Raw genomic sequence first — 21520 nt, forward strand, 5'->3', positions numbered from 1 at the left:
ACTTTAATAAATGAACTTTTTTGAAACTTTTTTGAGAGGTCTGATCTCAAGCACTTAACAAGTCGCTAATAACAGTTATAATCGCGCCGATTGTTATAATCAATGATTAAATCGTAAATTTACTATTCATTACACTTTAATCGACTATTTTGGTTATAGCATAAATAAACAAAAACACTTCTGAAGCGAAAGTTGGAGATTATTCCTGATGAATTTTGTAATGGGTATTGTAGGCATTTTTGTCCTACTTGGTTTAGCACTTCTGTTATCGGATAACAGAAAGGCGATTAACCTTCGCACTGTTGGTGGCGCATTCGCTATCCAGGTTGTTATTGGTGCTTTCATTTTGTACGTGCCAGTCGGTAAAGATATGCTACAAGGTCTTTCTACTGGTGTTGCTAACGTCATTGCTTATGGTAATGAAGGTATTCAATTCTTATTTGGTGACTTGGCAAAATTCAAAGTTGGTTTCATCTTTGCTATTAACGTATTGCCAGTAATCGTGTTCTTCTCATCATTAATCGCTGTTTTATACTATATCGGTGTAATGAGCGTGGTAATTAACTTTATCGGTGGTGGCTTACAGAAGTTACTTGGTACAAGTCGTTCAGAATCACTTTCTGCAACTGCAAATATCTTTGTTGGTCAAACTGAAGCACCACTTGTTGTGCGTCCGTTTATTAAATCAATGACTAAATCAGAGCTATTCGCTGTGATGGTGGGTGGTCTTGCTTCTATCGCTGGTTCAGTACTAGCGGGTTATGCGGGTCTTGGTATTAAAATTGAGTACTTGGTTGCTGCGTCATTTATGGCTGCACCGGGTGGTCTATTAATGGCTAAAATCATCAAACCAGAAACTGAAACGCCTAAGGTATCACTTGATGATCTTGATGATACTGATGAAGAGAAACCAGCAAACGTACTAGATGCGGCAGCTGCGGGTGCATCTTCAGGTATGATGTTAGCACTTAACGTTGGTGCAATGTTAATTGCCTTCGTTGGTCTAATTGCATTAGCAAATGGTATCACTGGTGGTATCGGTGCTTGGTTCGATATGCCTGAACTAACAATCCAAATGATCTTAGGTTGGGTGTTCTCACCACTTGCATTCGTCATCGGTGTGCCATGGCACGAAGCGGTTGCTGCTGGTAGCTTCATCGGTCAAAAACTGGTTGTGAATGAGTTTGTTGCTTTCCTAGATTTCGTTAACTACATTAAAAATAACGAATTGTCGGATCATACTCAAATCATCATCTCATTTGCACTATGTGGTTTTGCTAACTTCTCATCGATTGCAATCTTGCTTGGTGGTTTAGGTAGCTTAGCGCCTACACGCCGTGCAGACATTGCAAGCATGGGTATTAAAGCGGTACTTGCTGCTTCTTTAGCTAACTTAATGAGTGCGACATTAGCGGGTCTATTCCTAGCTTAATGTTATTCGCGATAATACCGCGATAGTGCCGTGATAGTACTTCAACAGTACTGTGATAGTTTATAACCCGTTTTCATGACGGTTATAAATTAATAGATGCCTCCAAATTGTTTAATCGACAGTTTGGGGGCATTTTTTTTGCGTGTAATAACGGATTATATTGCCCACTTCGCTTATCACATTGAGGCAATCAATCTCATCCCTACTCAGACATGTATTTCATCTGCTGATTTATCCTTAGCTTTTTTTCGTTGTGAGAGGTAGGTCTGTTTTGACGGGATTTATGGCTTGATTTCCTGGTCACGGAGAGTAACCTCAATTAGGTATTTTAGCTGATTGTACATGAAGTGCTTTTGGTGTTTTTCGTTTAATACCACGGACTCTTTGAACCTAGTTATCAGGGCAAGGATAAGTCGTATTAGCGCGGTTACAAGGATGTTGATTGATAGTCATATCAAGTCTTCACGGAACCAAGTCCGCATAGTTATTCTTAATAGATTATTTATCTTAAAGATAGTTATGTCGATAGTTAGATTAGTGCTTATTTTTATATTCGTGTTAATCATTAATTCGTCATTTATTTACCTTAGGTACTAACTCAAGGTAAACACGTCTTTATTTGAAAAATTCCAGAATAGCTACCGCTAGTAATTAACCTTAATTACTATGATTTCACTATTGGTTTATAAAAATTTCAATAAATTCGGAGACTTAATATGAGTAACATTAACGTAGCAGTGAAAACTGGAGATGATTGCTGATGAATTTCTTAATGGGTATTGTCGGTATTTTCGTACTGCTTGGTTTAGCGCTGCTGTTATCGGATAACAGAAAAGCAATTAACGTACGCACCGTTGTTGGCGCATTTGCGATCCAGGTTGTTATTGGCGCTTTCATTTTGTACGTGCCTGTCGGTAAAGATATGTTACAAGGTCTTTCTACTGGTGTTGCTAACGTCATTGCTTATGGTAATGAGGGTATTCAATTCTTATTTGGTGACTTGGCCAGATTCAAAGTTGGTTTCATCTTTGCTATTAACGTATTGCCAGTAATCGTGTTCTTCTCATCATTAATCGCTGTTTTATACTATATCGGTGTAATGAGCGTGGTGATTAACTTTATCGGTGGTGGTTTACAGAAATTACTCGGCACCAGTCGTGCGGAATCACTTTCTGCAACAGCCAATATTTTTGTTGGCCAAACTGAAGCACCGCTTGTAGTGCGTCCTTTCATTAAATCAATGACTAAATCAGAGTTGTTCGCGGTGATGGTGGGTGGTCTTGCGTCTATCGCTGGTTCAGTACTAGCGGGTTATGCGGGTCTTGGTATTAAAATTGAATACTTGGTTGCTGCGTCATTCATGGCGGCGCCGGGTGGTCTATTAATGGCTAAGATCATTAAACCAGAAACAGAAACGCCAAAAGTATCACTGGATGATCTTGAAGACAATGATGATGACAAACCAGCTAACGTATTAGACGCTGCGGCTTCAGGTGCCTCTTCAGGCATGATGTTAGCGCTTAATGTGGGTGCTATGTTAATCGCGTTCGTTGGTCTCATTGCGTTAGCGAATGGTATTACTGGTGGTATTGGTTCTTGGTTCGATATGCCGGAGCTGACAATCCAAATGATCTTAGGTTGGATCTTCTCACCATTGGCATTCGTCATCGGTGTGCCATGGCACGAAGCCGTTGCCGCGGGTAGTTTCATCGGTCAAAAACTGGTGGTGAATGAGTTTGTTGCTTTCTTAGATTTCGTTAACTACATTAAAAATAACGAGCTCTCTGAGCATACTCAAATTATTATCTCGTTTGCGTTATGTGGTTTTGCTAACTTCTCATCAATTGCAATTTTACTCGGTGGTTTAGGTAGCTTGGCTCCGTCACGCCGTGCGGACATTGCGAGCATGGGAATTAAAGCAGTATTGGCTGCGTCTTTAGCTAACTTAATGAGTGCGACATTAGCGGGTTTATTCTTAGTCTAATGCAACTCGATACCCCCACACTGTGTCCATGATGGTTTGGGGGTATTTTTCTATTATCTGGCTGGGTATCTTGAAGTGATTTGGTTATAAATTTAATGCATTGTTTTATTGCTGTTTATTTGCTCGGAGTGAGAGGTAGGTAGGTTATGAGGGCATTTATTGCTTGATTTCCTTGTCACTTAGCGTAACTTTAGACTTGTAGTTTAAGCTAATCGTACATGAAGTACTTTTGGTGTTTTTCGTTAAATACACCTAGCCTTTTAAGCTTAAGATAGCGTTTAGGTTAGTGGTATTAGCGCGGTTATAGGGATATTAATTGATAGTCATATCAAGTCTTCACGGAACCAAGTCCGCATAGTTATTCTTCATGGATATTTATCTTAAAGATAGTTATGTTGATCGTTAGATTAATAGTCAATATTAATCAGTTATACGTCATCTATTTACCTTAGTCATATTAAGGTAAGCACGTCTTTATTCATACCCATCCAGAATCGCTACCGGTAGTAATGTCGATTAATCATGATTAACGGCTAATTACTGCGATTTTTTTTATTGGTTTTTACACTCTATATTTTTAGATGTAATCTGGAGACTTAATATGAGTAACTTTAAAGTAGCAGCGCAACGTGCATTAAGCATGATGGATCTAACGACACTTAATGATGACGATACAGATGCAAAAGTCATTGAACTGTGTCATAAGGCAAAAAGTGCTGCAGGTAATACCGCCGCTGTTTGTATTTATCCTCGCTTTGTTCCTATCGCCCGTAAAACGCTGAATGCAATTGGTGCTGAAACGGTAAAAATCGCGACGGTAACGAATTTCCCCCACGGTAACGATGACGTTGCTATCGCCGTTGCTGAAACGAAAGCAGCTGTTGCCTACGGCGCAGATGAAGTTGACGTAGTATTCCCATACCGTGCACTCATGGCTGGTAATGCGGAAGTTGGTTTCGAATTAGTGAAAGCCTGTAAAGCGGCTTGTCCTGCTAACGTTCAACTTAAAGTGATCGTTGAAACAGGCGAACTTAAAACAGAAGCATTAATCCGTCAAGCGAGCGAAATCTCAATTGATGCAGGTGCTGACTTCATTAAAACATCAACAGGTAAAGTACCTGTTAATGCAACGCTCGAATTCGCTAAAATCATGCTTACCGTGATCAGTGAGAAAAACACGGATGTTGGTTTCAAACCAGCTGGTGGCGTTAAAAATGCAGAGCAAGCAGGTGAATACCTTGCATTAGCTGAATCAATTCTAGGTAAAGACTGGGTTTCTCCAGCAAAATTCCGTTTCGGCGCATCAAGCTTACTTGCTAACTTATTAGCTGAGCTTGAATTAGCCGACAAACCAGCTGACAGTAGCGGTTACTAATTATCTAACTCTCTGGTTCGATAGAGCAATATCCACAAACAAAATATTTAGTATTGATTACGTTGCATGTTAGTCATAACGACGACTTAATCAATCCGATATGTGCTTATTCGATCCTCATTTTCTGTATTTAAACGAAGCGCTTGCCGTTTTAAGGCGTCGCTTTTCTGATTCAAGGAGTAGATGATTATGTTTATACCGCAAGAAATCATTCGCCGTAAACGTAATGGTGAAGAATTAAGTCGTGCTGAAATTGAATATTTTGTTAATGGAATTACTGATAATAGTATCTCGGAAGGCCAGATTGGTGCCTTTGCCATGGCCGTTTATTTTAATGACATGAACATGGAAGAACGTATTGCGATCACATCGGCAATGCGCGATTCCGGTGATGTATTAAATTGGGATGCGATGCAACTCAATGGTCCTATCGTTGATAAGCACTCAACCGGCGGCGTGGGTGATGTTATTTCACTGATGCTTGGTCCTATGGTTGCGGCTTGTGGTGGCTTTGTACCAATGATCTCTGGTCGTGGTCTAGGCCATACCGGTGGCACATTAGATAAACTCGATGCTATTCCGGGTTACCAAACTACGGTTGATAACGCGCAATTCCGTCAAGTAGTAAAAGATAGCGGTGTGGCGATTGTTGGTCAATCAGCAAATTTAGCGCCTGCTGATAAACGTTTATATGGTGTGCGTGATATTACCGCGACGGTAGAGTCTATCTCGTTGATCACGGCATCTATTTTATCGAAAAAATTAGCAGCTGGTCTTGATGCGTTAGTGATGGATGTGAAATCGGGCAGTGGCGCGTTCATGCCAACCCATGAGCAATCTATTGAATTAGCTAAAAGTATCGTATCAGTGGCGAATGGTGCCGGCTGTAAAACATCGGCACTGATTACGGATATGAACCAAGTATTAGCCAGCAGTGCGGGTAATGCCGTTGAAGTGCGTGAAGCAGTGCGTTTCTTAACAGGTGAATACCGTAATCCACGTTTATTCGCGGTGACGATGGCATTGTGTGTAGAAATGTTATTATCGGCAAATCTAGCAACAGATGCTGATGATGCCCGTCATAAATTACAAACCGTACTCGATAACGGTAAAGCAGCTGAATTATTTGGCACTATGGTGACAGGTTTAGGCGGTCCAGCAGATTTCGTTGACAACTATGACCTACACTTACCAAAAACAGACATAATTCGTCCGGTATTTGCCACACAAAGCGGTTACCTAACAAAAATGGATACCCGTGGTTTTGGTATGGCTGTTGTCGCGATGGGCGGCGGTCGTCGTGTTGCTACCGATCAAATCGACTATGCGGTTGGTTTATCTGATATTGCTGCACTGGGTCAGCAGCTTGATGCTCACACACCTGTAGCCATGGTACATGCGCGCAGTGAGGCACAGTTTGATGCGGCACAAGCAGAAATTTTGCAATCAATACACATCGGCGATACGCAACCTGCAGCAAGCGCAGATGTTTATCAACAAATTCGACTTTCTGATGTCTAAGGTTTAGTACAAGACGCTAACGTCGATAACGAACAGTATTGTTTATAATGAATAGTACTGTTTATAATGAATAGTACTGTTTATAAAGAATAGTTAATGGAAATAGGTCAGTGTGATGAAACGTACAATTATATTAATGTTGGATTCATTGGGTATTGGTGCTTCGGCCGATGCGGATAAATTTGGTGATGTAGGCAGCAATACGTTTGGGCATATCGCGCAGTGGTGTGCTGAAGGTAAAGCGGATATCGGTCGTGAAGGGCCTTTACATATTCCTAACTTAACCAAACTAGGCCTTGCGCATGCTTGTGCCGACAGTGTGGGTTCATTCCCTGCTGGTTTGGATGCAAGTGCAGAGGTAATTGGCGCATACGGTTATGCACAAGAGCTATCAACGGGTAAAGATACGCCAAGTGGCCATTGGGAAATCGCGGGTGTACCCGTGTTGTTTGATTGGGGGTATTTCTCTGATCTGGAAAACAGTTTCCCACAAGAATTACTAGACCAACTAGTAGAACAAGCAGACTTACCGGGTTATTTAGGTAACTGCCATTCTTCTGGTACTGAGATCTTAGACTTGATGGGCGAGGAGCACATGGCTTCTGGCAAACCAATTTTCTATACTTCAGCAGACAGTGTATTCCAAATTGCTTGTCACGAAGAAAGCTTTGGTTTAGAACGCTTATTGAAGTTGTGTGAATTAGCCCGTGAATTATTAGAACCGTACAATATTGGTCGTGTTATTGCGCGTCCATTCATCGGTAATGATAAGAGTGATTTTGCCCGTACTGGTAACCGCCGTGATTATTCACTGTTACCGCCAGCACCAACATTACTAGATCGCATGGCAGAATCTGGTGGTGAAGTTGTTAGTGTTGGTAAAATTGCTGACATCTACGCACAGCAAGGTATCACCAAGAAAGTCAAAGCGACCGGTCTTGAAGCACTATTTGATCTAACATTAGAGCAAGTTAAGCAAGCGGGCGACCATACAATCGTCTTCACTAACTTTGTTGATTTTGACTCGTCTTGGGGTCATCGTCGCGATGTCGCTGGTTATGCGAAAGGGCTAGAGTATTTCGATACTCGGTTACCTGAGCTGCTAGCAATATTAGATGAAGGTGATGTTGTGGTGTTAACTGCTGATCATGGTTGTGACCCAACAGCACTTGGCACAGATCATACACGTGAGCATATTCCAGTGATCTTTTATGGTCACAATGTACCAAAAGGACCATTAGGTTTACGTGATACGTTTGCAGATATTGGTCAGTCAATTGCGGCTTATCATAGTTTGCCAAAACTAGAATACGGTACGAGCTTTTTATAACTAACGGTTTATAAATAACTGTTTGTAAAAATAAGTTATAAACGAACAAATCATAAATAATAGTATCCTGCTACGAATGCTGGATACAATTCAAACAAAGAAGGTAACAATACAATGGCTACTCCACATATTAATGCAGAAAAAGGTGATTTCGCTGAAACGGTATTATTCCCAGGTGATCCACTACGCGCTAAATACATCGCAGAAACATTCCTAGACGATGTGAAACAAGTGAATGACGTACGTAACATGTTCGGTTTCACTGGTACTTACAAAGGTACACGCGTTTCTGTAATGGGTTCAGGTATGGGTATTCCATCTTGTTCTATCTATGCAAAAGAGCTAATCACTGAATACGGTGTTAAAAACCTTATCCGTGTTGGTAGCTGTGGCGCGATCAGCACTGACGTTAAAGTACGTGACGTCGTGATCGGCATGGGTGCATGTACAGACTCTGCTGTTAACCGCGCACGTTTCGACGGTTATGATTTTGCTGCTATCGCATCATGGGAACTACTAAGCAAAGTAACACGCGCTGCTAAAGCATGTGGCATCGATGCAAAAGTAGGTAACATCTTCTCTGCCGATTTATTCTATACACCAAAACCAGAACTATTTGATACGATGGAAAAACTAGGTGTACTAGGCGTAGAAATGGAAGCAGCTGGTCTATACGGCGTTGCCGCTGAATTCGGCGCAAATGCTATCTGTATCTGTACTGTATCTGATCACATCCGTACAGGTGAAGTAACGACTGCTGAAGAACGTCAATTAACGTTCAATGACATGATCGTGATGGCATTAGAGTCTGTATTGATTGAAGATTAATATAACTTGGTAGTTAAAATATGCCCACTAATGAAAATTGGTGGGCATTTTTTGTTTACCGGATTGTCTGTGAAGTTTTCGATATAACAACACCAGTTATCAACTCTTAATGGTTAGGTTGCCGAATATAGGCTTTTATGCGATTATAGCGGCGTTTTCACACTATAAAAACTTAAAATAAGATGACTTATCAGTCTTGGGGTACTGCAACCCTAGGGCGGTAGCGTATTTAAATTAGGGCAAAGGTAAGTTTTTTTAGAAAACTGAATTATAAATTTTTCTAAAAGAACTTAATAATAATTATGAATGCCTAAGGCTTGAAATACTCGCTTAGGCAAATAAAGATTTAATCATTAAGGTATAAAAATGAAATTGTTAGTTACTGGTGGTGCGGGATTTATTGGTTCTGCTGTTGTTCGGTACATCATTGAGCATACCAATGATAGTGTTATTAATTTAGATAAGCTAACTTATGCTGGTAATCTAGAATCTCTAAAATCAATTGAAAAAAATGAGCGTTATAAGTTTGTACAAGCAGATATTTGTGATCGAACAAGTCTTGATTTGATTTTTGCAGAGCATCAACCCGATCTTGTCATGCATTTAGCGGCAGAAAGTCATGTGGATCGCTCAATAGATGGCCCAGCTGAATTTATTGAAACCAATATTATTGGTACATATACAATGCTAGAGGCTGCCCGTCAATATTGGAACCAGCTAGCATCTTCTCGTAAAGATGCATTCCGTTTTCATCATATTTCAACGGACGAAGTGTATGGCGATCTTGAAGGTACCGATGATCTGTTTACTGAAATGACATCTTACGAACCATCAAGCCCATATTCAGCCTCTAAAGCATCAAGCGATCATTTAGTTCGTGCTTGGCTACGTACTTACGGTTTTCCAACTGTAGTGACGAACTGTTCGAATAATTATGGTCCATTCCATTTCCCGGAAAAATTGATCCCGCTAATGATATTAAATGCACTGGATGGAAAGCCTTTGCCTGTTTACGGTAACGGAATGCAAATTCGGGATTGGCTGTATGTGGAAGACCATGCCACCGCGCTTTATACCGTCGCGACTAAAGGTAAAATCGGTGAAACTTATAATATTGGTGGTCATAATGAAAAAGCAAATATTGACGTCGTCAAAACTATTTGTTCTTTGCTTGATGAGTTAGTGCCGAGTAAACCCGAAGGTGTGGTTCAATATCAAGATCTAATTACCTACGTAACAGACCGTCCAGGACATGATGTACGTTATGCCATTGATGCATCGAAAATTGAACGTGAATTGGGCTGGACACCAGCTGAAACGTTTGAATCTGGTATTCGTAAAACAGTGGAATGGTACTTGAATAATAAACAATGGTGGAGCCGTGTTCTTGATGGTTCATACAGTTTTGAACGTTTAGGCACATCAAGCAAAAGTGAGACAAAATAAATGAAAGGTATTGTATTAGCAGGCGGTTCAGGTACTCGCCTTTATCCGTTGACCCGTGGCGTATCTAAACAATTATTACCAATCTATGACAAACCGATGATCTTCTATCCGCTATCCGCGCTGATGTTAGCTGGTATCAAAGATATTTTAGTTATCACAACTCCTGAAGATAATGCTGGATTCCGTCGTTTATTAGGTGATGGTTCTGATTTTGGTATTAACCTAGAGTTTGCCATACAACCTTCTCCCGATGGGCTTGCTCAAGCATTTATTATCGGTGAAGAGTTTATTGGTGATGATAATGTTTGCTTAGTGCTTGGCGACAATATTTTCTATGGTCACTCTTTTAGTCAAACCCTCAAAAATGCAGCATCTAGAGAAAATGGTGCAACAGTGTTTGGTTATCAAGTAAAAGACCCTGAGCGTTTTGGTGTCGTTGATTTTGACGAAAATATGCGTGCATTATCAATTGAAGAAAAACCTGTAAATCCAAAATCAAATTATGCAGTTACAGGTCTATATTTTTATGATAATCGAGTTGTAGACTTTGCAAAAAAAGTAGAACCATCAGAGCGTGGTGAACTTGAAATTACCTCAATAAATCAGATGTACCTTGAAGATGATTCGTTAAATGTCGAGCTACTAGGGCGTGGTTTTGCTTGGTTAGATACTGGTACGCATGAGAGTTTGCATGAGGCATCTTCATTCGTACAAACAATTGAGCATGTACAAGGGCTTAAAGTTGCTTGTCTTGAAGAGATATCATGGCGAAATGGTTGGTTAACCGACGAGGCATTAACTCATCTAGCGAAGCCAATGATGAAAAATGAATATGGTCAATACCTTGCTCGACTAATTAAAGATAAATCAGAAGGAAAACTGTGATGAGAGTTATGATCACAGGCTGTTATGGACAAGTTGGTCGCAGTTTGGTTGAGCAGTTACAACCGATTGCTAATATTCTTGCTGTCGGACGTGCTGAATTAGATATTACCGATGAAGTTGCTGTTAAAAATGTGGTCAAAGCATTTAAACCAGATGTCATCATTAATGCGGCCGCACATACCGCGGTAGATAAAGCTGAAGATGAAATTGGTTTATCTTATGCAATCAACTCTGATGGACCAAGGTTTTTAGCTGAAGCGGCTAATAGCGTAAATGCTTCTATATTGCATATATCAACGGATTATGTGTTCTCGGGTGATAAAGACGGTATTTACACTGAGTCAGACCTGACGTCACCACAAGGAGTTTATGGTGAAAGTAAGTTAGCTGGTGAGATTGCGGTTATAAATGCTTGTCAAAAGCATATTGTACTCCGTACGGCCTGGGTATTTGGTGAAGAGGGGAATAATTTTGTTAAAACGATGCTTCGTCTGGCTAAAACTTACGATACGTTAGGTGTTGTAGGAGATCAAATGGGCGGGCCTACTTATGCTGGTGATATAGCTGCAGCACTCGTTGTTATTACCAAGGCCATTTACAATGGTGAAAACGATAAATTCGGTATTTATCATTTTTCTGGTTTACCACATGTGAGTTGGAGTCAGTTCGCAGAAAGTATTTTTGATGAGGCCGTAGAGCAAAATGTCATTCAACAATCGTTAACGGTTAATGCTATTACGACCGCAGAATACCCGACACCTGCTAAGCGTCCTGCTAATTCTAAATTAGATACAGCGTTAATTACTGAGGCATTCGAGATTAATGCGAGTGATTGGAAATTAGCACTTAGTAATATTAAAGCATATACGTAGAAATTGAGTTTATTATGAAAATTATTGAAACAAATATTCCTGATGTAAAAATTATTGAACCTGCAGTGTATGGTGATGAACGAGGCTTTTTTATGGAAACATGGAATCAAGCTAAATTTGAAGAATTAGTGACTGGAAAACCGACCGCATTTGTACAAGATAACCATTCAAAATCAAAACAAGGTATTTTGCGTGGTTTACATTATCAAACTGAAAATACGCAAGGTAAATTAGTACGTATTGTTTCTGGTGAAGTTTTTGATGTTGCGGTTGATATTCGTAAAGATTCATCGACATTTGGCCAATGGGTTGGTGTGTATTTATCTGCGGAAAATAAACGTCAGCTTTGGGTTCCCGAAGGCTTTGCGCATGGCTTTTATGTAATGAGTGATGAAGCTGAGTTTGTTTATAAGTGTACAAACTATTATGATCCCAGTAGTGAGGTTTCAATCCTTTGGAATGATCCTGAAATTGGTATTGAATGGCCTATAGGTACTAATGACGTTGAGTTATCTGCTAAAGATACTGAAGGCTTACTATTTAAAAACGCCCCGTACTTTTAAATATAAGAGTAAATAAGTTACGACTGTGAAGTGAGTAATGAATTAAGTCCCTAAAGTAGGGCTATTGTATTTATCCCCCTAAGGTTAAGTGATGTTGTCGAAAATTAATTTCTTCTCCCCTCTTTTCAAGCATAAAGGTTTGATTTGGACTATGGCTAAACGTGATTTAGCTATTCGGTATAAAGGATCTGTCATGGGGGTCCTATGGAGTTTTTTTAATCCATTACTGATGCTTGGTATTTATACTTTCGTTTTTCAATATATATTTAAAGCTAAGTGGGGTGTTGAAGTTGATAACCCCGTCGGTTATGCCGTGATTCTTTTTTCTGGTCTGATTTTACATATGTGGTTTGCAGAAGTAGCGACGAGATCTGTATCTTTAATTTCGTCGAATGCTAATTTTGTAAAAAAAGTGGTTTTTCCGCTAGAGGTCCTTCCTTGGGTTGTTTTGATTGCATCTTGTATTCAGTTTTTAACTGCTCTTGTTGTTCTGCTCGGGTTTATGCTGTTTGAAGGCGCGGAAATCGGCTCTCACATATTACTATTTCCACTGGCTATTTTCCCTTTTTCTATCATGTTAATTGGTTGTGCTTACTTCTTTGCTGCACTAGGTTTATTTATTAAGGATTTGGAGCAGTTCATTCAGTCATTTGTTACAATTCTGCTTTTTACTAGTACCATTTTCTTTTCAATACGAAATGTCCCAGAAATTATTCAACCCTTTATAAAAATGAACCCATTAACTATCCCTGTGGAAGCCTTTAGGGACTTTGTTTTGTTTAATGGCTTGTCTTCTCTAGGTGATCTTTTTTTATTTACTTGCTTAAGCCTTGTATTTGCATGTTTTAGCTTTTATATGTTTAGAAAGCTAAGTCCGCTTTTCCCCGACGTACTGTAAGAGAGATATAATGACTGCGATTACGGTTAATGATCTTAAAAAAAACTATTTATTATATGATTCACCACTTGACCTGTTAAAAACATATTTATTTCCCAATCGTGTTAAAAAAGAATTCTCGGCCTTAAAGGGGATCTCTTTTACAGCCAATAAAGGTGAAACACTAGGGATTGTTGGGCATAATGGCTCTGGGAAATCAACATTATTACAAATTATTACTGGCGTATTACAAGCTACATCGGGTAGCGTCAATGTAAATGGACGTGTTGCTGCGTTGTTAGAACTTGGTTCTGGGTTTAACCCAGAATTCACAGGTCGAGAAAATGTGTGCTTCAATGCATCAATTCTAGGGCTCAGTAAAGAAGAAATCGCGAGTCGTTTTCAAGATATTGTGGATTTTGCGAATATTGGAGAGTTCATTGAGCGTCCAGTCAAAACTTATTCTTCAGGTATGATGTTGCGTCTAGCATTTGCAGTCGTTATTAATATCGAACCCGATATATTAATTGTTGACGAAGCACTTTCTGTAGGCGATGACGCCTTTCAAAGAAAATGTTTTTCAAGAATTAAACAGCTTCAAGATAATGGCGTCACTATTTTGTTAGTTTCTCATAGCGCTGGTAGCGTTGTCGAACTTTGTGACCGAGCCATTTTACTTGACCATGGTGAACTTCTCGCCGAAGGTGACCCCAAAGATATTATTAATTGCTACCATAAGCTTATTCATATGGAGGCAAGTAAAAAGCTGGTGTACCGAGAGAAAATAAAACTGGGTAATCTCGAACAGGATAAAAAAACAAAGGAAGACCAATCCGAGCCAATTGATAGCTCTCTCTACTCCCCTGATTTAGAGCCAAGCACTACGATTTGGTATGAGCAGAGAGGAGCAAAAATAACCAAACCAAGACTCTTAAATGCTGAAGGAAATAGAGTTAACGTACTTCAGTCTGGACGAAAGTATTCATTTTGTTACGATGTAGAGCTGAGTGAACCTGTATTTCAATTGGGATTCGGCATGCTCGTTAAGACGATTTCAGGTTATGAAATTGGCGGGGCTACGTCGCATCTTAATGATCATGTCGCTATTGATTTTGCAAAAAAAGGTGATCGCTTTACCGTTACGATACAATTTAATTGTAACGTTAGAAATGGGACCTATTTTATGAACTGTGGTTGTGTCGGGATGGTTGAAGGTACTCTAGAGTTTCTGCACCGAGGCGTTGATGTTTTAATGTTTTCTGTGGTAGGAGAAAACAAACTTAGTACGGGCGTTGTCGATTTTTCACCACAATTTTCACAACTTAAACAGCATATACATTCATAATAGTTTACTTAGTCTTAGTAACAACTAAGTGCAGACAATGTACTTCAGGCTTTGTTTTGCTTTGTTTTAAGGTAATTATAGAAGTTTTTTTTAATTTTGTAGGCAATTTAAATGACAGAAAAAACAATAGTAATGGTTCTTGGGATGCACCGTAGTGGCACAAGTGCTATTACCAAAGGGTTGGAAACACTGGGCGTATCGCTAAGTGAAAATGTACTACCTGAGAGTGAAGCGAATAAAAAAGGATACTGGGAGGATTTAGAGGTTTTATCAATTAATGAAAAACTACTCCATTATGCAGGGCTAGAATGGTATTCGCCTTCTCCGTTTCCAATTGATAAACTTGCAGAACCTTTTTGCCTGGATCTAATCGATAAAGCAACGTCTTTACTGAACAGAAAACTATCAGAGCATCTATTATGGGGTTTCAAAGAACCTAGATCTTCTCGACTATTACCTTTTTGGTTAGCAGTGTTTAAACGTGCTGAAATCAAGCCTAAATTTATATTAGCTATTAGAAATCCCTTAGATGTAGCTTTTTCATTAGAAAAAAGAGATAAATTTAGTCGCTTACACTCATTCCACTTGTGGCTGTTACATGTTATTCCTAATCTAGAGGCATTAACTGAATTTGATTCTGCAATTGTAGATTTTTCCTCGTTGTTAGCAGAGCCTGAGAAAACTATGAACTATATTGCAGAAAGATTAAACCTTCCGGTTAATGAAAAGCTTTTGTCTCAATTTAGTGAAAACCACTTAGATTCCTCTTTATGTCATAGTAGCAGCAATCTATCAGACCTTATCACAAGCAAAGATTCTAATGACTTATTATTAAAGGCATATACAGCGCTGCTTAATGCTAGTTTAAATATTGATGAAGTTAAGGGCTTAAACACTAAAAATAATTTTGCCGAACTTGTTACGGAATTCGAGATGAGTCAAAGCGACATTTTATCAGACTTATTGCTTCCTATACATGAAAGTTACTGGGAAAAACTGGATTTATATGAAAAATACTGGAAACTACTCCATGAAAAAAACTTGTTGGGCATCCATTGTAATAAACTAGAAAGTGATCATCTAAACAGAGTTAATACCTTAGAAAGTGATCATCTAAACAGAGTTAATACCTTAGAAATAGCTCTCAACAGCTCAGGAGATAAACTTAATCTTCTATATCAATCGACCAGCTGGAAACTTACAAAGCCCCTTCGTTGGATTACTCGTTGTATACGGGGAGAGTGGGGAACTGCAATCGCACCTTTTTACAATATAAAAATCATACGTAAAATTAAAATATTGAATGATATAAGTCAACGCCATGGTGGCTTTTCTATCAATGCAACTAAAGCATTCAGAAAAATAAAACGAACAGGACTTTCCTCCCTTATTAAGCAGATTAAGGAACGGTTAGTACAACAAAATGATATTCTGGAAGTAATCCAAGCGACAGGCGGTAATATCGCATTCGATGAGCTAACAAAAAAATATAGCTTAACTGAAAAAAAGGTGACTTACACTTATCTGCCTTTGCGTAAACCTCCTTATTTTAAAGATAAAATTAATGAAATTGATGATCTTAAATTCTCTATTGTCATGCCTGTGTACAATACGCCACTTGATATGTTGGAGAAGGCTATTGATTCAGTGCAATCACAATGGTATGAAAATTGGGAGTTAATTTTAATTGATGATGCTAGCCCTGATGAAAAAGTAAGAGAGGCTCTCGAAACGATCTCGGATGAACGTATTAGCGTACTTTACTCTAAAAGTAATGGTGGAATCTCAACTGCTACAAATATAGGTCTGCATGAAGCAAATGGAGATTATGTTGTATTCATGGACCATGATGATGAATTAACAACAGACTGTTTGTATGAATTAGCTTGCTGTATAAATGAAGAAAACTCTGATTTTATTTATTCAGATGAAGATAAAATTGATGAGCAAGGTCGTTTTACTCAGCCTCATTTTAAACCTGATTGGTCTCCTGAGACAATGATGAGCTTGATGTATGTTTGCCATGTTACATGTGTTCGCCGAAGCCTTATCGAAAAGGTAGGAGAATTGAACTCTGACTTTAATGGCGCGCAAGATTGGGATTATATTTTAAGGGTGTCTGAACAAGCAAAAATTATTAGTCATATCCCAAAGGTTCTATATCATTGGCGTATATTACCTGAATCAATAGCTTCGAATATTGAGGCTAAACCTTATGCGATTGAGGCATCTAAAAAGGTGCGAGAAGCGGCAATACAACGCCGAGGACTAAATGCCGAGGTAGAACCATTGCCACATGTCCCTGGTTTTTTTCGTGTGAATTATCTACCCGAAGGAAATGAGCTCATTTCAATTATCATTCCGAGTCGAGATAATATCGACGTATTAAAGCGATGTATTGACTCTATTTTAGAAAAAACAACATTGAAAAATTTTGAAATAATCTTAGTTGATAACGGATCTGAGAAATCAGTATCATTAAATTATTACAAGGAAATTTCAAATTATTCACAGTGTGAAGTGATCCGTCATGATTATCCTTTCAACTTTTCTGAATTATGCAATGTTGGAGCGAATCACTCCAAAGGCGATTACTTACTGTTTTTAAATGATGATACTGAAGTTTTAACTCCTGACTGGCTAGAACGATTACTGGGGTATGCACGATTAAAGCACATCGGGGCTGTCGGTGCTAAATTGTTATATCCAAACCAGACCATTCAACACTCAGGTTTAACTTCGATATATGCAGGCCCTGCACATGCTTTAATGGGGGTTGATAAAAATGAGCCGGGTTATTTTTTAAGAAACAGTATCGAATATAACTGGCTAGCAGTAACTGGCGCTTGTTTAATGATCGAAAAAAACAAATTTGATGCTATTGGTCAATTTGATGAGTCTTTTCCTATTGCTTACAACGATGTTGAACTTTGTTATCGCTTGCATGACCGAGAATTTTATAATGTTGTCATTCCTGCTGTCGAATTAATTCACTATGAATCAATATCAAGAGGAAATGATGATCAGTGTAAAGAGAAGCAGCTACGTCTTAAGAAAGAGCTAGGAAGGTTAAATGCAAAATATAGCCACTTACAAAAAGGCCATGATCCTTATTTTAATCCTAACTTTCACCCAAATGGTACAAAATTTGAAATCGCTCAAGAAATGTAAACAGAGAGAAAGTCATGAGTAATTTATTAATAACACTAAAGAACAAAATAGACGAAGCTGGAATTGTTTCATTTGATTTTTTTGACACATTGTTCACAAGAGCGTGTATTGACCCTGAAGATGTGTTTCATCTTGTTGCAAATAAGTGTGACTTCCCTGATTTTAAACGTGTACGCAAAGAATCCCAGATTAAAGGGTTTCAGTTGATGCATAACGAAGGGAGGAATGAAATTACTTTTGATGATATTTATAAATGTTTTGATGTCGATAAAGAAAAAAAAATTAAATTACAACAAAGTGAACAAGAAGTAGAGGAGCTTATTGTAAAGCCAAATCCAGAAATGTTACCTGTATTTGAATACTGTATAGCTCAAGGAAAAAAAGTAGTAATTGTCTCTGATATGTATATTTCTAAAGATTTCTTTATTAATGTATTGAAAAGCAATGGTTTTCCAGAAGTGGATTTATATGTTTCTTGTGATGAAAATGCAACTAAACGGGATTGTGGACACCTATTTGATCTTGTTGTCAAGAATACAAATATTGAACCAAGAAATATTTTCCATATTGGTGATAATTACCATGCTGACGTTGTTAAAGCTGAAGAAAGAGGGTTAATTGCACATCATTACCACCCTTTTTGGGATATTAAAGAAACTGATATAGGTAACGTGGAACTTTCGACATCAATTGCTTATGGTGTTCAGCGACTTAATTCAATTAATAATGTAAATGAAAAGTTAAAAAAAATAGGGTATGATTTTGCAGGTCCATTAGCGATTGGCTATTTACAGTGGATTCATGAACAATCTAAGAAAGACGATATTGACTTGTTGCTATTTGTTTCTCGTGATGGGTATATATTAGAGCATTTATCAAATTTATACCCTAATCAATTTGATTTACCTGCGCATAAATACTTCTTGTCATCACGAGTTTTACTGATAACTTCAATGATAAATGATCAAAATTTTCATGAGTTTATTCCATATTTTCTATCTGGGAGTGACGGCTTATCAGCCTTTGAAATTTTGGAACGAATTGGTGTCGCATCACCATCAAAAGAGGTAATGGCTGATCTGGGGCTTGATGACAACTTAATAATCACGCCTGAACTGTATTCTACCGTTGCCCAATTTATATTTGCTATGCGCTGGGAAATTCTGAAGGTTTGTAGAAGAAATCTAAGTGCACTTTATGAACAGGTTCAGCAATTGGAGATTAAACCTGGAATGAAGGTTGCCATGGTTGATGTTGGTTGGAATGGGACTATGCAAAAATATCTTGATGCATTTCTTCGTGATAACTTTGGTGCGACATTATCAGGTTATTATATAGGATTAACTAATCAAACTGAATGTGTCGAACGTAGACAGAGTCTTGATATGAAAGCTATGTTTGACCCTAATATAGAATCAGAAAATTTTATTGGAGAGTTATTTGATTCACGAGTTTTAGTTGAGTTATTGTTTTCAGCACCTCATGAATCAATAATTGGTTTAAGCCTCGATAAGAAAGGAAAATTAAATGCTATCAAAGATAAAGGTAGAGGTCGAGTAAATGACCATAATACTATAAGCGTCGATATAATTGATGGTGCATCTAAGTTTTTTCATGATTATTTAGGTTTCATTAACAAACTTGAGCTGAACATCGATGGTTACGATTTATCTCGCAGTATTATTCATCATATAAAAAATAAAGATAATAGCGTCTTGTTCTCTTCAGATAATATGCAGGGTTTTGATGCTTGGGGTAGCTCTAAAAATATATCAAAGATAGAGCATCCTAGGCTATAGCATTAATGCTGTAGTTATAGGAAAAAAACTACAGCATCAATCAGAGCAGATTGAATTTATTTAAATTATAAATTTAATGAATTAGAATGAGTAGAAGATAGTTTTTACTTTACTCGACCGCAAAGATTAAAAAGGAAAATAATGAATAATAATGCATTAATAGGATATTCAGGTTTTGTCGGTAGTACTTTATTAAAACAGGCAAGCTTTAAATATCTATATCGTTCGACCAATATCGAACAGATTCAAAATAACGAGTTTGATACTGTCGTTTGTGCAGGTGCTCCTGCTCAAAAGTGGCTAGCAAATAAAGAACCGCAAGAAGATAAAGCGATTATAGATACCTTAATCGGCCATTTAGCGACTATAAAATGCAAAAAATTTATATTAATCAGCACGGTTGATGTTTTTATTGATCCAACAGACATTGATGAATTAACTTCTGTTGATGAAGCTGGTTTACATGCATATGGTTTGCATCGCCGCCAGTTAGAAAAATTTGTTGAAGATAATTTTGACGATTATTTAATTATTAGACTTCCAGGTTTAGTTGGTCCTGGTTTAAAGAAAAATGTAATTTTTGATTTTTTAAATAATAATAATTTAGACGCAATCGAAAGCCGTGGAGTATTTCAGTTTTATCCAATGGTTAACCTTTGGGCTGATATTCAGCTAGCAGAAAAAGAAAACCTAAAGTTAGTGCACTTTACCGCAGCGCCTGTTTCAGTCAGTACTATTGCTTGTAAAGGATTTGGGATTGACTTTAAAAACGAAATATTAGAGTCGCCTGCAAGCTATAATTTTAAAACTCGTTATGCTGGTATTTTTTCAGGGGCTTCCTGCTACCAGTATAGCGTCAAAGAAACATTGCTAGCGATACGTGCTTACGCACAATCTGAACCACTAAAGGCTGGGCTATGAAGCTTTCTATTTCTAATATTGCTTGGGAAATTTCAATCGATGAAGATGTGGCAGCGGTTTTAAATAAATATCAAGTAGATGCTATTGATGTAGCTCCGCCAAAATACTTCCCTAGAGTGAGTGATGCAAGTGAATCTGATATTCAGTTAATTAAAAAATATTGGGAAGATAAAAATATAAGCATCATTGGTATGCAGTCACTTCTTTTTGGTACGCAAGGTTTAAATGTATTCGGCAGTGCTAAGAGCCAATCCTTGATGCTCGAACATTTATCCCATATTTGCCATATAGGTAAGCTACTAGGAGCGATTAAGTTAGTATTCGGCTCTCCACGTAATCGAGACCGCTCTGGTTTTGACGACGAGGAAGCTCGTGGTATTGCGAAAGATTTTTTTGTTCGCCTTGGTGATATAGCCAAAGAACATGGTGTTATTATTTGCTTAGAACCTAATCCTATTTGTTACAATGCTAACTTCATGGTTAATAGCCTTGAAACCGCTTCTATGGTTGAGCTGATTAATCATTCTAATATTAAGATGCAGCTTGATGTTGGGGCAATGATGATTAATGATGAAGATCCTGAGGTTATTATTCCAAAAATAGCACATTTAGTTGGGCATATTCATATCAGTGAACCACAATTGGCTTCAATTAATATTGATAATAAATATCATCATGTTGTTTCGCTTTTGTTACGTCAATATTTACCTGACAAAGACATTACGATTGAGATGCTGACATCCAATCAAAATAGTTCTTTAGATGAGATCGAGCAGAGTATTAAATTTGTATCAGAAACTTATATGAAGAAGACAAGTCAATGAAATGGATCATACTTATTTTAGGGGTTTTATCTAATGCCTCTGCAAGTGCATTGATTAAAGTTGCAATGACTCCACCAAGAAAACTTCCCTCTCTCTCTGAGCCAATGTCTTTATTGCAAAACTGGCCATTATGGTTAGGCTTATTTCTGTATGGAATGGCTTTTATTTTATATGCACTTGCATTAACTCGATTACCATTAAATGTTGCGCATCCAATACTAACGAGTGGCTCTATTGCTGTCGTGGCTATGTTTTCAGTGTTTATTTTTGGTGAACAATTATCAACAATAAATCTCCTTGGTATTGGCCTGATCATGGCTGGTGTTGCCGCATTGACTTTAAATTAG

Annotated in this window: 17 protein-coding genes; all 17 read left to right on the forward strand. The window is 38.1% G+C overall.

What is annotated here, in order from left to right:
• Positions 1-208 precede the first annotated feature (208 nt).
• The 17 genes from A923_RS0107250 (at position 209) to A923_RS0107330 (ending at position 21520) form a co-directional block, all read left to right on the forward strand.
• Positions 209-1432: a NupC/NupG family nucleoside CNT transporter gene (locus A923_RS0107250; RefSeq protein WP_017221001.1), complete on the forward strand. Its 1224-nt coding sequence runs from the start codon at positions 209-211 to the stop codon at positions 1430-1432.
• Positions 1433-2192: 760 nt separating this feature from the next.
• Positions 2193-3416, forward strand: coding sequence for a NupC/NupG family nucleoside CNT transporter (locus A923_RS0107255; protein ID WP_017221002.1), 1224 nt, complete (start codon positions 2193-2195; stop codon positions 3414-3416).
• A gap of 601 nt (positions 3417-4017) precedes the next feature.
• On the forward strand, positions 4018-4791 hold the full coding sequence (gene deoC / locus A923_RS0107260) for a deoxyribose-phosphate aldolase (RefSeq protein WP_017221003.1): 774 nt from the start codon (positions 4018-4020) through the stop codon (positions 4789-4791).
• 189 nt (positions 4792-4980) lie between these two features.
• Positions 4981-6312 carry a thymidine phosphorylase gene (gene deoA / locus A923_RS0107265; protein WP_026006128.1) on the forward strand — a complete coding sequence of 444 codons (1332 nt, stop codon included), beginning with the start codon at positions 4981-4983 and terminating at the stop codon, positions 6310-6312.
• A 115-nt stretch (positions 6313-6427) separates the two neighbouring features.
• The gene (locus tag A923_RS0107270) at positions 6428-7642 is read left to right on the forward strand and encodes a phosphopentomutase (RefSeq protein WP_017221005.1); all 1215 of its coding nucleotides are present in this window, start codon (positions 6428-6430) and stop codon (positions 7640-7642) included.
• A 114-nt stretch (positions 7643-7756) separates the two neighbouring features.
• Positions 7757-8470 carry a purine-nucleoside phosphorylase gene (gene deoD / locus A923_RS0107275; protein ID WP_017221006.1) on the forward strand — a complete coding sequence of 238 codons (714 nt, stop codon included), beginning with the start codon at positions 7757-7759 and terminating at the stop codon, positions 8468-8470.
• A gap of 366 nt (positions 8471-8836) precedes the next feature.
• Entirely contained in the window at positions 8837-9916 is a 1080-nt protein-coding gene (rfbB, locus tag A923_RS0107280) for a dTDP-glucose 4,6-dehydratase (protein ID WP_017221007.1), read from the forward strand.
• Positions 9917-10801 carry a glucose-1-phosphate thymidylyltransferase RfbA gene (gene rfbA / locus A923_RS0107285; protein ID WP_017221008.1) on the forward strand — a complete coding sequence of 295 codons (885 nt, stop codon included), beginning with the start codon at positions 9917-9919 and terminating at the stop codon, positions 10799-10801.
• Complete coding sequence (gene rfbD, locus A923_RS0107290) at positions 10801-11673, forward strand: dTDP-4-dehydrorhamnose reductase (RefSeq protein WP_017221009.1); 873 nt, start codon at positions 10801-10803, stop codon at positions 11671-11673. The genes rfbA and rfbD overlap by 1 nt, the downstream gene beginning before the upstream one ends.
• A gap of 14 nt (positions 11674-11687) precedes the next feature.
• Positions 11688-12236 (forward strand): dTDP-4-dehydrorhamnose 3,5-epimerase, encoded by a 549-nt coding sequence (gene rfbC, locus A923_RS0107295; RefSeq protein WP_017221010.1) that lies wholly within the window; start codon positions 11688-11690, stop codon positions 12234-12236.
• Positions 12237-12387: 151 nt separating this feature from the next.
• On the forward strand, positions 12388-13134 hold the full coding sequence (locus A923_RS0107300; RefSeq protein WP_157532785.1) for an ABC transporter permease: 747 nt from the start codon (positions 12388-12390) through the stop codon (positions 13132-13134).
• 10 nt (positions 13135-13144) lie between these two features.
• On the forward strand, positions 13145-14458 hold the full coding sequence (locus tag A923_RS0107305) for an ABC transporter ATP-binding protein (protein ID WP_017221012.1): 1314 nt from the start codon (positions 13145-13147) through the stop codon (positions 14456-14458).
• 111 nt (positions 14459-14569) lie between these two features.
• Positions 14570-17629, forward strand: a complete 3060-nt coding sequence (locus tag A923_RS22620; protein ID WP_017221013.1) for a glycosyltransferase — start codon at positions 14570-14572, stop codon at positions 17627-17629.
• Positions 17630-17643: 14 nt separating this feature from the next.
• Complete coding sequence (locus A923_RS22060; RefSeq protein ID WP_017221014.1) at positions 17644-19428, forward strand: HAD family hydrolase; 1785 nt, start codon at positions 17644-17646, stop codon at positions 19426-19428.
• 141 nt (positions 19429-19569) lie between these two features.
• Entirely contained in the window at positions 19570-20349 is a 780-nt protein-coding gene (locus tag A923_RS0107320) for an NAD-dependent epimerase/dehydratase family protein (RefSeq protein WP_017221015.1), read from the forward strand.
• Entirely contained in the window at positions 20346-21173 is an 828-nt protein-coding gene (locus tag A923_RS0107325) for a sugar phosphate isomerase/epimerase family protein (protein WP_017221016.1), read from the forward strand. The genes A923_RS0107320 and A923_RS0107325 overlap by 4 nt, the downstream gene beginning before the upstream one ends.
• The gene (locus tag A923_RS0107330; protein WP_017221017.1) at positions 21170-21520 is read left to right on the forward strand and encodes a DMT family transporter; all 351 of its coding nucleotides are present in this window, start codon (positions 21170-21172) and stop codon (positions 21518-21520) included. Before A923_RS0107325 ends, A923_RS0107330 begins: the two co-directional genes overlap by 4 nt.

The organism is Moritella dasanensis ArB 0140, assembly GCF_000276805.1.
GTDB classification, from domain to species: Bacteria; Pseudomonadota; Gammaproteobacteria; order Enterobacterales; family Moritellaceae; genus Moritella; species Moritella dasanensis.